This is a genomic window from Streptomyces sp. NPDC007875, from assembly GCF_042868035.1.
In the GTDB taxonomy this organism is placed as follows: Bacteria; Actinomycetota; Actinomycetes; order Streptomycetales; family Streptomycetaceae; genus Streptomyces; species Streptomyces antimycoticus.
The window spans coordinates 421,626-434,350 of sequence record NZ_JBIADZ010000003.1; the positions used below are offsets into that span (position 1 = coordinate 421,626).

Annotated in this window: 13 protein-coding genes and 1 pseudogene; 13 read left to right on the top strand and 1 reads right to left on the bottom strand. The window is 70.8% G+C overall.

The features are described from left to right. Positions 1-142: 142 nt before the first annotated feature. The 7 genes and pseudogenes from ACFYOY_RS08710 (at position 143) to ACFYOY_RS08740 (ending at position 4,010) form a co-directional block, all read left to right on the top strand. On the top strand, positions 143-814 hold the full coding sequence (locus tag ACFYOY_RS08710) for a TetR/AcrR family transcriptional regulator (protein WP_351897180.1): 672 nt from the start codon (positions 143-145) through the stop codon (positions 812-814). 479 nt (positions 815-1,293) lie between these two features. Further along, positions 1,294-1,530: a hypothetical protein gene (locus tag ACFYOY_RS08715; protein WP_388585666.1), complete on the top strand. Its 237-nt coding sequence runs from the start codon at positions 1,294-1,296 to the stop codon at positions 1,528-1,530. Positions 1,531-1,648: 118 nt separating this feature from the next. Next, a complete protein-coding gene (locus tag ACFYOY_RS08720) occupies positions 1,649-2,674 on the top strand; it encodes an LLM class flavin-dependent oxidoreductase (protein WP_388585669.1) in 1,026 nt (341 codons plus the stop codon). Next, positions 2,671-2,850: a hypothetical protein gene (locus tag ACFYOY_RS08725; RefSeq protein WP_351897191.1), complete on the top strand. Its 180-nt coding sequence runs from the start codon at positions 2,671-2,673 to the stop codon at positions 2,848-2,850. The genes ACFYOY_RS08720 and ACFYOY_RS08725 overlap by 4 nt, the downstream gene beginning before the upstream one ends. Positions 2,851-2,896: 46 nt before the next feature. Beyond that, positions 2,897-3,013: pseudogene (locus ACFYOY_RS08730) on the top strand (hypothetical protein); the annotation flags it as partial. 128 nt (positions 3,014-3,141) lie between these two features. Next, positions 3,142-3,813 (top strand): hypothetical protein, encoded by a 672-nt coding sequence (locus ACFYOY_RS08735; protein ID WP_388585802.1) that lies wholly within the window; start codon positions 3,142-3,144, stop codon positions 3,811-3,813. Then, entirely contained in the window at positions 3,705-4,010 is a 306-nt protein-coding gene (locus ACFYOY_RS08740) for a hypothetical protein (RefSeq protein WP_388585671.1), read from the top strand. The genes ACFYOY_RS08735 and ACFYOY_RS08740 overlap by 109 nt, the downstream gene beginning before the upstream one ends. Positions 4,011-4,108: 98 nt before the next feature. Here the strand turns inward: ACFYOY_RS08740 and ACFYOY_RS08745 are convergent, their stop codons facing one another. Further along, the gene (locus ACFYOY_RS08745; RefSeq protein WP_351897201.1) at positions 4,109-5,482 is read right to left on the bottom strand and encodes an endo-1,4-beta-xylanase; all 1,374 of its coding nucleotides are present in this window, start codon (positions 5,480-5,482) and stop codon (positions 4,109-4,111) included. A 371-nt stretch (positions 5,483-5,853) separates the two neighbouring features. Between ACFYOY_RS08745 and ACFYOY_RS08750 the strand changes: the two genes are divergently transcribed. From ACFYOY_RS08750 to ACFYOY_RS08775, 6 genes are all read left to right on the top strand, one after another. Then, on the top strand, positions 5,854-6,756 hold the full coding sequence (locus ACFYOY_RS08750; RefSeq protein ID WP_351897206.1) for an MBL fold metallo-hydrolase: 903 nt from the start codon (positions 5,854-5,856) through the stop codon (positions 6,754-6,756). A 58-nt stretch (positions 6,757-6,814) separates the two neighbouring features. Then, positions 6,815-8,308 carry a carboxylesterase/lipase family protein gene (locus tag ACFYOY_RS08755; RefSeq protein WP_388585675.1) on the top strand — a complete coding sequence of 498 codons (1,494 nt, stop codon included), beginning with the start codon at positions 6,815-6,817 and terminating at the stop codon, positions 8,306-8,308. A gap of 227 nt (positions 8,309-8,535) precedes the next feature. After that, positions 8,536-9,825, top strand: a complete 1,290-nt coding sequence (locus ACFYOY_RS08760) for an ABC transporter substrate-binding protein (protein WP_351897218.1) — start codon at positions 8,536-8,538, stop codon at positions 9,823-9,825. A gap of 52 nt (positions 9,826-9,877) precedes the next feature. Then, complete coding sequence (locus ACFYOY_RS08765; RefSeq protein WP_351897224.1) at positions 9,878-10,816, top strand: sugar ABC transporter permease; 939 nt, start codon at positions 9,878-9,880, stop codon at positions 10,814-10,816. A gap of 17 nt (positions 10,817-10,833) precedes the next feature. Beyond that, positions 10,834-11,661 (top strand): carbohydrate ABC transporter permease, encoded by an 828-nt coding sequence (locus tag ACFYOY_RS08770; RefSeq protein ID WP_351897227.1) that lies wholly within the window; start codon positions 10,834-10,836, stop codon positions 11,659-11,661. Continuing rightward, complete coding sequence (locus ACFYOY_RS08775; protein ID WP_351897230.1) at positions 11,658-12,701, top strand: LacI family DNA-binding transcriptional regulator; 1,044 nt, start codon at positions 11,658-11,660, stop codon at positions 12,699-12,701. Before ACFYOY_RS08770 ends, ACFYOY_RS08775 begins: the two co-directional genes overlap by 4 nt. Positions 12,702-12,725 lie beyond the last annotated feature (24 nt).

The window sequence follows — 12,725 nt, forward strand, 5'->3', positions numbered from 1 at the left end:
CCTCGTCTCGTCCGCGTCTCACAGCCCGTCGGACCGGCGGTTCGCCCGAGGGGAAAATGCCCGAGGGCGGCTGTACGGTATGCGGTACGGCGGCGCCGGGTGCGTCGCCGGTTTCCGGTGGCGTGAGAAGAGGAGAGTCCAGGTGGCGGGTCCGCGGTCGCGTGCGAGGGCACTCACTGCTGAGCGGATCATCGAGGTGGCCACCCGGATCTGCGACGAGGAGGACATCGAGGTGCTGACGATCCGTCGGCTCGCCTCGGACCTCGGCGTGGGCGCGATGACGCTCTACAGCTACTTCCGTAGCAAGGAGGAGATCCTCGACGGGATCGCCGACCACGTCATGGGGAACTTCCGGCTGCCCACCGCCGAGGAGACCTCGCCCGAGGCGGTCGTGCGGGCCCTGGCGCTGGCCTTCCTCGACATGATGCGGGAGCACCCCAGCATCGTGCGGCTCTTCTCCACGCGGGTGAGCACCGGTCCGCAGTCCATGCGGGGCGCGTTCGAAGCGGTCATCGCGAGGCTGCGCGAGGCGGGGTTCGCGGACCGGGATGCGGTGCGGGTCTACGGCCTGATCGTGCAGTACAGCTTGGGATTCGCCAGCTACCAGGCCCCCCGCCCGTGGGGGAAGGCGGACCATCCCGAGGCCGAGGAGCTGCGGCGCCGCCGCCGGCACTTCTACGGAGCCCTGCCGCGTGAGGACTTCCCCAACATGGTGGAGCTCGCCGAGGACATGACCACACTGCCCAGCGACGAACAGTTCCTCTTCGGGCTCGACTGCCTCATCGAGGGCGTACTGCGGCAGACCGGAGACTGAGACTCGCTGCCTGGTTTCCCAGCCCCGGGTCCTTCGGCCCGGGGCTGAGCTGTCTTCTCTCCGTATCCGCCATGGGCGCTGTCGGGATCCTTGATGGCGTACATCGAGCGGTACGTAGTTCGACCCCTTGGACCGCTGAGCCGACTTCGATTCGGCCTCCGGCCGTCCTGCGGTTTCTCCGGGCCCGCTGCATCCGTCAGGGGCGCGCCGCCACCACCTCTTCCCACGCCTCGCCCGTCCCTACGGACAAAGGACCCTCATGACAGCACCCCATGTTCGTGCCCCCGGCCGGGACCAGAGCACACGAGCGCTGGTCGCGGGCTGGATCGGCACCACCGTCGAGTACTACGACTTCTCCATCTACGGACTGGCCCCGTCGGTGGTGTTCGCCAAGCTCTTCTTCCCCACCTCGGACCCGGTGGTCGGCACGATGCTCTCGCGGTCGACAGGTCTTCCCGGCGCGCCTGAGGTTCACCGGTATGTCGATCGGCTTCACCGTCGGGCTGATCGCCGGGAACGCGTTCTCCCCCGACATCGCCACCTATCTGCTGCACACCACCGGCGGGTGGCTGGGCATCGCGGTGCACATGGCGGCGATGTCGGTCGTCTTGGTGATCGCGGGCCTGTTTCTCCGGGAGGAGGGCGACACGCCGCAGCCGCCGCGCGATCCGGCCCCGGACGGCGTGGCCGACAGCGGCACCGCACAGGCCCATTGACTGTCGTACGTTGTACCGTACATAGGTAGCCCCAGCCCGAACACGCGGACCGCTTCAACGCGCTGCACCGGGACTTCCTGAACCGGGGGCAGGCATGAACACACCGGAGGAGAGCAAGATGCGCATCGGAGTCCGCATACCGCCGTGCGACCGGGTGGACCGGCTGGCCACAACCGCCCGGCGGGCCGAGGAACTGGGCTTCGACCAGGTGTGGTTCCCCGACTCCCAGCTGCTGTGGCGGGACGTGTTCACGGTCCTGACCGCTACCGCACTGGGCACCGAGCGGATCGGCCTGGGCAGCGCGGTCACCAACCTCGCCACCCGGCATCCGGCCGTCGTCGCCTCGGCCGCGCGCAGCGTCGCCGAGCTGGCCCCCGGCCGGTTCACCCTCGGCCTCGGCGTGGGCAACAGCTCGGTCGGTCCCATCGGCATGCGGCAGAGCACCGGGGCGGAGCTGCGCGACGGGCTCGCCACGCTGCGGGCGCTGTTCGCGGGGGAGGAGTGGGACTTCGACGGCGTACGGTCCCGGCTGCGGGACCCGGATCCGAACGTGCCGATCCACATGGCCGCCAGCGGCCCCCGCAATCTGCGGCTCGCCGGGGAGATCGCCGACGGCGTCATCCTGCTCAGCGGCGTCTCACGGAACACCCTCGCCAGTGCCACCGCCCGGGTGCGCGAGGGCGCCGAGGCCGCGGGCCGCACCGCGGCGGCCATCCCGCTGACGGTCTCGGCGTTCTGCGCGGTGACCGACGACATCGAGGCCGAAGCCCGGCTGCTCAAGCCGATCTGCGCCTCGATCGCCCAGAACGGCGGAGCGCCCTTCCTCGCCCTGGCCGGGATCGAACTGGACGTACCCGCACGGGTGGAGGGGATCTACCCGGACCTCGTCCACGCCGAGGACTGGGACGCGGCCGTCGAGATCTGCTCGGCCTGGGTGAGCGATGCGGCGGTGCTCCGGTTCGCCCAGGAGTTCTGCCTGTTCGGAACCGCCCAGGAGATCGCCGAACGGCTCACCGCGCTGCACGCCGACGGGGTGACCGATGTGTTCCTGCAGCACGTCGGCTCCTACGATCCGCCCACCGAGCTGATCGAAAGCGTCGGCTCCGAGGTGCTGCCCGCCCTGCGGGCCGAAGCCGGCCGGTGAGCGTACTGGAGGAGCTGGTCCGGCACGGCCATAACGGCCCGCGCACGACCGGGCCGGACACCCGGTCCCTGGCGGCCCTGCACGTCCTGGACACGTTGGGCTGCGTGGTGGCCGGCGCCACCCACCCCCTGGCCGCGCAGCTGGCCCGGTTCACGGCGGACCGGCGACACCGGTGAGCTGTGCACCCCCGCCGTGGCCGGGACGCACTCCCTGCGCACGGCGGTGCTCATGGAATCGGTGCTGGCCCACGCCGATGAGTACGACGCCCCGCATCCCGCCGCGGCGGTCGTTCCGGCCGCCGTGGTGGTCCCGGCCGTCCTCGCCGTGGCCGCCCGCGAAGGGCTGCCGGGCAGCGCCGTCACCGACGCCGTGATCACCGGCTATGAGGGCGTCATCGAGACGGGGCTGCGCTTCGGGGGCCGAGTCCGTACGGCAGGGCCTGGTGGCCGACCGCGGTCTTCGGCGCGCTGCGGGCGGCGGCCGCCGTGGCGAACCTGCTGCGCCTGGACGAGGAGGAGACGCTCGTGTCCGTGGGCCTGGCCGCGGCCGGGCTCGGCGGGCTGCTCAGCGCGGACGAACTCGGCGCGGGCCACTACCTGCTCGCCGGGCACGCGGCGACGGGCGGAGCGGAGGCCGCCTATCTGGCCCGCGCCGGGGCGCGGGCCAGCCGCACCCTGCTGGATCAGCCCGCCGCCGCGGCGATGGGGGCGAGCGCCGCACCCCCATCGCCCGAGGGACAACCGCACCTGGCCGACTGCGTGTTCACGGCGTACCCGTGTGCCCGGCCCCTGCACGCGGCGCTGGACGCGCTGAACACGCTGGCGGACAGGGGACTTGCCGCTCCGCACGGCCCGCCGTATGGAGATCCTTCTGCCCGCGGCGCTGCTGCGCTTCGTCACGGCGGACCGGACGCCCGCGGGCCCCACGGAGGCCGCGGCCAGCGCGGCCTTCGCCGTCGCCGCCTGGCTCCACGGGGCCGCGGGGGGCGTCGCCTTCTTCCGGGGCACCCTGCCCGAGGACACTGGCGGAGGTGGTCCTCGGGCACGCCCCCGCACTCGATTCCGGCCTGCCGGACCACTGGGGCGCCCGGGTGCTGGTGGATCTCGCGGACGGACGGCGGGTCGAGCAGGAGATCGTGAGCGCGGGAGGCGACGCCGGTGGATCCACGCCCACGGAGGCGGTCACGGCCACGTTCCGCCGCCAGACCGGAGCGGACGAGGACGACCCGGAATGGACGCGGTGGATCGAGCGATGCCTGGCACTGGACACCGTCTCCGACATCGGCGATCTGCGGCGGGACCTGTGCCGGCTCAGCCGGAAACCCCGTCGGTCGTGACGATCAGTGCCTGTGGCCGGCGCCCCCGTCGCGCACCGCCCACTTGCGGTGGCGGACACGGGGGCGCCGTCGTGCATGAGGATGCTCCTGTCCGTCGGCTAGGAGGCGGTGCACGAACCGATGGTGGGGGCCGACCAGTCCCCGTTCGCCATGACCGTGAAGCCGAAGCTGGTCGCCGCTCCGGCGCCCAGGTTGCCGTTGCCGCTCGGCCGCATCGTCATGACCTTGCCGCTGCTGTCCCAGCTGGGGCTGCCGTTCCAGGTCGTGGAGACGCTCTGCGCGGAACGCACGGTCACCGTCACCGTCCAGCCGCTGATGGCGGAGCTTCCGGCCCGCACCGTCACCTGACCGTTGAAACGGTCGCCCCACCGTTGCGTCTCGGCGTACGACACGGTGCACGTCCGGCCGCCACCGCCACCATCGCTGGTGCCGCCCAGCGCGGCGAGCACCGCGTTGTACGCGGGCTTCTTGCCGTAGTTGTCGTCGAACAGCAGCGGGGTGCCGCTGGCGCGCCATGAGTACTTGTCGGGGATGCCCCATACGGTGATCCCGGTGCACCGGGACACGGCCAGGCACGCCTGCGTGACGCGGCGGTAGCTGTCGGCCTGGGCCGTGCCGGAGCCCTCGATGTCCAGCTCGGTGATCTGCACATCGACGCCGAGGTCGGCGAAGCGCTGAAGGTTCTGCTGGTAGTCACCGGGGACCGGGGACTGGCTGTTGAAGTGGGACTGGAAGCCGACGCAGTCGATCGGCACACCGCGCGCCTTGAAGTCCTTCACCATGTTGTAGACGGCGTTGCTCTTCGCGTTCTGGCCGTCGGTGTTGTAGTCGTTGTAGCAGAGCTTGGCGCCGGGGTCGGCCGCACGCGCGGTGCGGAACGCCTCCTCGATGAAGCCGTCGCCGAGCTTGTCCTGGAACGGCGAACTGCGCCGCGCACCGCTGTTGCCGTCCTGGAACGCCTCGTTGACCACGTCCCAGGCGTAGATCTTGCCCTGGTAGTGCTGCATCACCTTGGTGATGTGGTTGTTCATCGCCGAGCGCAGCTCGGTGGCGCTCAAACCGCCCACCCAGCCGGGGAGTTGGGAGTGCCAGACCAGGGTGTGGCCGCGGATCTTCATGCCCTTGCCCTGGGCGTGGCCGACGATCTGGTCGGCGCTGCCGAAGGTGAACGAGTTCCGGGAGCTTTCGACGGCGTCCCACTTCATCTCGTTCTCGGGTGTGACGGCGTTGAACTCGGTGTCCAGCGTGGCGGCATACGGGGATTCGCCGAGGTGGCCCGCGGCCACGGCGGCACCGAAGTACCGGCCCTTGGCGGCCGCCGCGCCGCCGAGGGTGCTCGCGGCGCTGGCGGGACCGGACAGGGCCAGAACACTGGCCGCGGTGAGGAAACCGACGACACCGAGGCTGAACGCCCTTCGGGCGCGTAACCGAGGACGCCGATCTCTGCGTTCCTGACGGGAATTGATGACCATTGCTGTCCCTTCTTCGAAGGCCGAGCGGGTGGCAGTGGTGTGCCGATGGGCAACGATCGCTGCGGAGTATGCTGCGGGACTGACGCAACGTCAACGCTTCCTTCCGGAACTCTTCCGGTAGGCGAGCTCGCTGATACCTCTGCTCACCCGCCTCTGAGCTGCCGTTCTTCGGTGTGTACGTGCGCCTGTCGGCAGCGAAGAGGATCTCTCTGGGCTGGTCTCCGAAAAATTTTCGGAGCGGAGGTGGCGTGTTATCGGTCATGTGGCCGTGATCGGAGAGCGGGTGCAGTCAGGTGACGGATACCGTCCCCGGGCCTCTCCGGCGAGGATTCTGCTGCCAATCGACTTTCTGACACACAAGGCGAATATCCATGCAGCAGATAACGCTGGGCGATGTCACCATCACACGCGTCGAGGAATACTGCGGCCCGGTCGGCCTGACCTCCCGGGCATTCTTCCCGGAAAGCCCGGAGAAGGTCTGGGAGGACAATGCGTCCTGGCTGGTCCCGGACTTCTACGACCCCGGCACCGATCATGTCCGGTCCGCGATTCAGACCTGGGTCCTGCGCAGTGCGGGAAAGACCATTCTCGTCGACACCGGTGTGGGCAACCACAAGCACCGGCCCTACGCGCCGGTGTGGAGCTACCTGAACACCGACTTCCTGGGGAATCTCGCCAGGGCCGGGGTGCGCCCGGAGGACGTCGACATCGTGATCAACACACATCTGCACGTCGACCACGTGGGCTGGAACACCCGCCTCGACGGCCGGAGTTGGGTTCCGACGTTCCCGAACGCCACCTATATCCTCCCCGAGCGCGACTTCGAGTTCTGGAATCCGGAGAATGAGCACAAGCCGTTGCTCGGCCGAGGCAACCAGAATGTCTTCGAGGATTCCGTCGCCCCCGTCCATCAAGCGGGCAAGGCGTTGCTGTGGGACGGCAGTCTCGACATCGACGCCAATCTACGACTGGAACTCGCCCCCGGACACACCCCGGGCTCGTCCGTGCTCGCTCTCGATTCCCGCGGCGATCGCGCGCTCTTCGTGGGGGACCTGCTGCACAGCCCGGTGCAGATCGCGGATCCCGACACCAACAGCTGCTTCTGCGAGAACCCGGCCGAATCCCGCGCCACCCGCCGCCGGATCCTCGGCCGGGCGGCGGAGGAGAACACCCTGGTCTTCCCCGCCCACCTGGGCGGTCACGGCGCCGCGGAGGTGCGGCGCGACGGCGGCGGGTTCGCCATCAAGGAATGGGCGGCCTTCGCGCGCCTGTGAACCCGGAGCGCCTGTGATCCGCACCGGAGCGATACCGAGAAAGAGACACACCCCGCACATGACGAACACCCTCGCCCCCATCGTGGCCACCTCCCAAGGCGCCGTCCGCGGCCGCCGGGAGGAGCACGCCACTGTCTTCCGGCACATCCCCTATGCCGCCCCGCCACGGGGCCCCGCCCGGTTCGCCCCGCCGGTGCCGCACCCGCCTTGGGACGGTGTCCGGGATGCCACCGCCGAGGGCCCCACGGCACCGCAGCCGCAGCGCGACGCGTTCGGCGACCTCGACATGACCCCGTACTTCGGACAGGGCTGGGTCCCGGGCGAGGGCTACCTCGCGGTGAACGTCTGGACGCCCGACACCGCACGCGACGACCTGCCCGTGATGGTGTTCGTGCACGGCGGCGGATTCGTGGCCGGGTCCACCCGGTCGGCGCTCTACGACGGCACCGGCTTCGCCCGTGACGGTGTCGTCCTGGTCACCCTCAACTACCGGCTCGGCGTACCCGGCTTCCTGCACCTCCCCGACGCCCCCGACAACCGGGGTCTGCTGGATGTGATCGCGGCCTTGCGCTGGGTCGAGGAGAACATCGCGGCCTTCGGCGGCGACCGGTCCCGGGTGACGCTCTTCGGGCAGTCGGCGGGCGCCACCATCGTGGGCGCGGTGGTGGCCGACCCACGGGCCGAAGGTCTCTTCCAGCGGGCGATCATCCAGAGCGGCAACGGCCTGGGAGCGTTCACCCCCGCCCAGGCCGACCGGGTCACCCGGGCACTCGCCCGCATCCTGGGGACCGCCCCGACCGCGGAGGCGCTGGCGTCGGTCCCCGACGAGCGCTTCGTCAAGGCCATGCCCCAACTCGCGGGCATCGATCTCACGGTCGACGGGCACTTCGATCCGTTGATCGGCCTGAGCCCGTTCAGCCTCGTCCTGGACCAGCAGCCGGCCGAGGCCGTGGCCGCCGGCCGCGGCGCGGACATCGACCTGCTGCTCGGCACGAACGCCGAGGAGGGCAACCTCTATCTGGCCCCGCTCGGCCACCTGGCGTCCTCGACCGAGGAGGACGTCCACGCCGTGGCGGCACGCTCCCACCCCGCCCCTGAGACGCTGGTGGAGGTCTACCGCCGCGAGCGGCCCGGGGCGTCCGCCGGGGAGCTGCGGTCCGCCATCATGACGGACGCCCTGTTCGGCGCGGGCACGCGGAGCCTCGCGGCCGCCCATGCCCAGCACCCTTCGTCGCGGACGCATCTCTATGAGTTCGCCTGGCGGTCGCGGGCCCTGGACGGGCGGCTCGGCGCCACGCACGTCATGGAGCTGCCGTTCGTGTTCGATCGCACCGATCTGCCGCGGCTCCATGGCCCCGAGGCGCTCCTCGGCCCGGCCGAGCCGCCCGCCTCTCTCGCCTCCCGCGTCCACGCCACCTGGATCCGGTTCGCGAGGACGGGCGACCCCGGCTGGCCGCCGTACGACGGCGTGCGCCGGACGACCATGCGCATCGCCGAGGCATGGACGCAGGTGGCGGACCCCGGCGCCCGGATACGGCGGGCCTGGGAATAGCGCCCGCGCGGACGGTCGTACCGCCGCCATCACACGGAGCTGGGCTTCGGCGCCCACCGGGACCTCCCGGTAGGCGCCGTTCCGTTTTTCCGTACTCGCCGTCCCCGGTGAGGTGTTTTTCGGGCCCGGCAAGGGCTTGACCAGAGGCGAAGTGGCTCCTACATTCCTCTCACCCTCGAGGTAGATCGATTAACCACTCGTTAACCGCCTGGTTGGAGACCCCCGCAGTGCACTCACCGCTGACTCGGCGCGGCTTCCTCGCCGCCGGTTCCGGCCTGGCCGCCGCGACCGTCCTGCCCGGCCTGTCCGGCTGCTCCGCACTGACCGGAGCGGACTCCGATCCCGATACGCTCGTCGTGCACAGCCAGCTGGGCACCACCGCCCCGGGATCGCCGACCTACCTCGCGGCCCTGGACCGGTTCCGCAAGGAAAATCCGGGACTCAAGGTCAAGAACCTCATCAACGGCGACGACCTCGCGCAGGTCTACGAGACCTCGCGGCTGGCCCGCAAGGAGCCGGACGTCGTCATGGTCAACCTCTACGACAAGACGCTGGCATGGACCGACGTCGGCGCCACGGTCGACGTCAAGGGCTACCTGGACGACTGGGGACTGCGGAGGCGCGTGCTCCCGCAGGCGCTGGCCGAGTGGACCGACGCCAAGGGCCGGGTGCGGGCCTTCCCCTACTTCGCCACCAACTGGCCGATCGCCTTCAACCGGGCCCTGCTGGACCGCGCGGGCGTCGACGCGATACCCACCACGGGCGATGAGCTGATCGCCGCGGCCCGCAAGCTGCGCGGCAAGGGGATCGCGCCCGTGACCGTCGGCGGCAACGACTGGACCGGGCAGAAGCTGCTCGCCCAGATCATCCAGACCTTCCTCACCGAGGACGAGGCCCGGCACGCCTACACCACGGGGGACTTCGGCAGCAGGGGCGCCCGGGAGGGCATCGACTACTTCGTGACGCTGCGCGACGCGGGTGTCTTCGCCGACAAGGCGCAGGGCCTCACCTCGGACACGATGACCACGCAGTTCAACACCCAGGCCGCGGCGATCGAGTCGGCGATGTCCTCGGCGCTGGCCAAGGTGCCCGAGGAAGTGGCCCGGCACACCGAGGTCGGCGGCTGGCCCCTGACCGGCGGCGCCGTCCACGACAAGCCCACCATCCTGCGGACCTACACCCTCATCGGGTTCTGGATCAGCCCGAACGGCACCAAGAAGATCGACGCCGTCGAGAAGTTCCTGCGCTTCATGTACCGGCCGGACACCGTCTCCCGGTTCATCAAGGAGAGCGGCCGTGACATGGCGCTGCGCTCCGACACCCTCAGCACGGACTTCCCGCTGGTCGCCGCGGCCCAGCGACTGGGCGGGACGGTGAGCCAGGCGCTGCTGCCCGATGTGTACGTCCCGCCCGCCGCCGCACAGCCGCTGATCACCGCGACCAGCACGTCCTTCACCCGCGGCACCAGCGCCGCGAAGGTCCGCGCCGCGCTCGAGACCGCGTACCGCTCCGCGTGAACCGCCCGCCCGCTCACTCATATCCCGAGCCCGACTCCACGGGAGCCACCTCATGACGACGTTGACGTCGCCCCCGGGCGGGGCCGCGGTCCGCCGGCCCGCACCGCCCACCACCACGGCCCGTACCGGCACGCCCCGGCAGGGCGGCACGATCCTCGCCGTCCCGGCGCTGGTCTGGTACGCGGTCTTCATGATCGGCCCGGTGATCGCCATCTTCGTGATCGCCGCCCTGCACTGGCCGGGCATGCTCCAGCCGGTGTCCTTCGCCGGTCTCGGCAACGTCCGCACGGTCCTCGACGACCCCGTCTTCTGGGACGCGGTGCGCAACACCGCCGTCCAGCTGGCGGTGGCGCTGCCGATCATGATCGTGTGCGCCTACATGCTGGGCTACTACGTGGCGCAGAAGCCGCCCGGGCACCGCGTCATCCGCTATCTGCTGTTCATCCCCGGCCTGATCTCCACCCCCGCCAAGGCGATGGTGTTCTACGCGGCGCTGTCCCCGGACGGGCTGGCCAACGGCGCGCTGCAGTCGGTGGGGCTCGGTTCGCTCACCGACGCCTGGCTCGCCTCGCCGTCGACGGCCCTGGCCTGTCTCATCGCCCTGGACGTGTGGAGCGGGATCGGCTTCACCGCCGTCCTGTTCGCCGCCCGGCTCGACAGCGTCCCGGACGACCTCGGCGAGGCGGCGCAGCTGGACGGGGCCGGGCACTGGCGGACCATGTGGCGCATCCACTTCCCCGTGATCCGCGACTATGTCGGCGTCGTCACCATGCTGCAGTTCCTGTGGACCCTCTTCGGATCGGCTCAGCACGTCCTGCTGCTCACCCAGGGCGGTCCCGGCAGCTCGTCCACGACGCTGTCCTTCCTCGTCTACCAGAAGGCGTTCATCGCGGCCGACCTGGGCTACAGCCAGACCGTCGGCGTCATCCTCTTCCTGGCCGGGCTCGTCGGGCTGCTCACCATCCGCCGCGCGTTCCGCCAGAACTACTGACCCGAAGGCGGCTCACCATGAAACTCGGCAAACGCTGGCTGCCCGCACACCTCCTGGTGTGGACCTACGCGGTGCTGCTGATCGTGCCGCTCTACTACTTCCTCGCCTCCGCGTTCAAAAGCAACGAGGAGATCTTCGCCCACCCCTTCGCGCTGCCCTCGTCCTTCGGCTTCGGCAACTTCCGCACCGCCTACAACAGCGCCGACCTGGGGACGGCCGTCGTCAACTCGGCGCTGGTGACGGTCCTCGCGCTGGCGCTGACCCTGCTGCTGGCGCTGCCCGCGGCGTTCGCGCTCGCCCGCTCGACCAGCCGGCTCGCCTCGGCGATGGAGAAGGTCTTCTCGCTGGGCTTCCTGATCCCGACGTTCGCGGCGCTCTTCCCCACGTTCCTGCTCGCCGCCGCCACCGGGCTGTTCCACACCCGGCTGTTCATGGTCTTCTTCCTGCCCGCGACGGCGATGCCGCTGTCGGTGGTGATCCTGGTGCAGTTCATGCGGACCATCCCCAGGGAGATGGAGGAGGCCGCCCGGATGGACGGGGCGTCCACCTACACGGTGCTCCGGCACATCTACATACCGATGTGCCTGCCCGGCATCGCGACGGTGCTCCTGCTGAACTTCCTCACCTTCTGGAACGAGTACCTGTACTCGCTCATCATCATCGGCCCCGACCCCGAACAGCGCACCGTGCAGGTGGCCCTGCCCACCCTGAAGGCCATCACCGGCACCGACTACGGCGTCCTCACCGCCGGCACCGTACTGACCCTGGTCCCCGTCTGGGTCGTCTACACGGTGCTCCAGAAGCGCATGCAGGAGGCGCTCATCAACGGGGCGGTCAAGGCGTGAGCACGCCCACGGTGAAGCAGGGACGGCGCCCCACCATCAAGCAGGTGGCGGCCGCCGCCGGGGTGTCGACCGCGGCCGTGTCCCAGGCGTTCAACGACAAGGGCCGGCTGTCGGAGGCGACCCGGGCGCGCATCCTGGACACCGCGATGGAGCTCGGCTGGTCGCCGAGCGCGTCCGCCGCCGCCCTGCGCAGCGCCCGGACCCGCACCCTCGCCCTCGTCGTCCGGCGCCCCACCGATGTGCTCGGCGCGGACCCGCACTTCAGCGAGCTGATCACCGGCATCGAGGGCGAACTGGCGCCCCGCGGCTACGGTCTGCTGCTGCACCTGGTCGCGGGCGCCCAGGAGGAGAACGCCCTCTACAAGCGGCTGGCGGCCGAAGGCCGCGTCGACGGAGCCGTCCTGACCGACGCCCGCGCGGATGACCCGCGCCCCGCCCTGCTGGCCCGCCTCGGCCTGCCCGCCGTACTGCTCGGTCCCCCCGACCGCGCCGCCGCCGTGCCACGCGTCGGCCTCGGCCACCAGGACGCCGCCGTCGAGGAGGTCGTCCGCCATCTGCTCGGGCTCGGACACCGGCGCATCGCCTATGTGGCCGGCCCCGCCGACCTGCGGCACACCCGGCTGCGCGGCGGCGTCTTCGAGACGGCCCTCCGGCAAGCGGGCTTGCGCCCCTACGCGGTCCTGCACACCGATTTCACCGAAGTGTCCGCCGTCGCCGCCACCCAGGCCCTGCTGGAGCCCGCCGACCGCGCCACGGCGATCGTCTACGCCAACGACTCCATGGCCATGTGCGGCATCGGCGCCGCCCAGCGCGGCGGGCTGCGCGTCCCCGACGATCTGTCCGTCGTCGGCTACGACAACCTGACGCTCGGCCGCTGGCTGCACCCCCGGCTGACCACGGTCGACCAGCAGGTGCGGCGGGTCGGCGCGGCCGCCGCCCGGCTGCTCCTGGCACGCTGCGGCGAGGACGTCGAGGAGACGGTGCTCGACGACCGGCCGCGGCTGGTCGTCCGCGAGTCCACCGGACCCGCCCCCGGCTGACACCCACATCCACCCCCCACCCGC

What these genes read in the sequence shown, in the direction of transcription:
- ACFYOY_RS08750 (WP_351897206.1), top strand. Translation starts at nt 5,854, where the DNA reads ATGCAGCAGATAACGCTGGGCGATGTCACCATCACACGCGTCGAGGAA.
- ACFYOY_RS08715 (WP_388585666.1), top strand. Translation starts at nt 1,294, where the DNA reads ATGTCGATCGGCTTCACCGTCGGGCTGATCGCCGGGAACGCGTTCTCC.
- ACFYOY_RS08720 (WP_388585669.1), top strand. Translation starts at nt 1,649, where the DNA reads ATGCGCATCGGAGTCCGCATACCGCCGTGCGACCGGGTGGACCGGCTG.
- ACFYOY_RS08770 (WP_351897227.1), top strand. Translation starts at nt 10,834, where the DNA reads ATGAAACTCGGCAAACGCTGGCTGCCCGCACACCTCCTGGTGTGGACC.
- ACFYOY_RS08745 (WP_351897201.1), bottom strand. Translation starts at nt 5,482, where the DNA reads ATGGTCATCAATTCCCGTCAGGAACGCAGAGATCGGCGTCCTCGGTTA.
- ACFYOY_RS08765 (WP_351897224.1), top strand. Translation starts at nt 9,878, where the DNA reads ATGACGACGTTGACGTCGCCCCCGGGCGGGGCCGCGGTCCGCCGGCCC.
- ACFYOY_RS08755 (WP_388585675.1), top strand. Translation starts at nt 6,815, where the DNA reads ATGACGAACACCCTCGCCCCCATCGTGGCCACCTCCCAAGGCGCCGTC.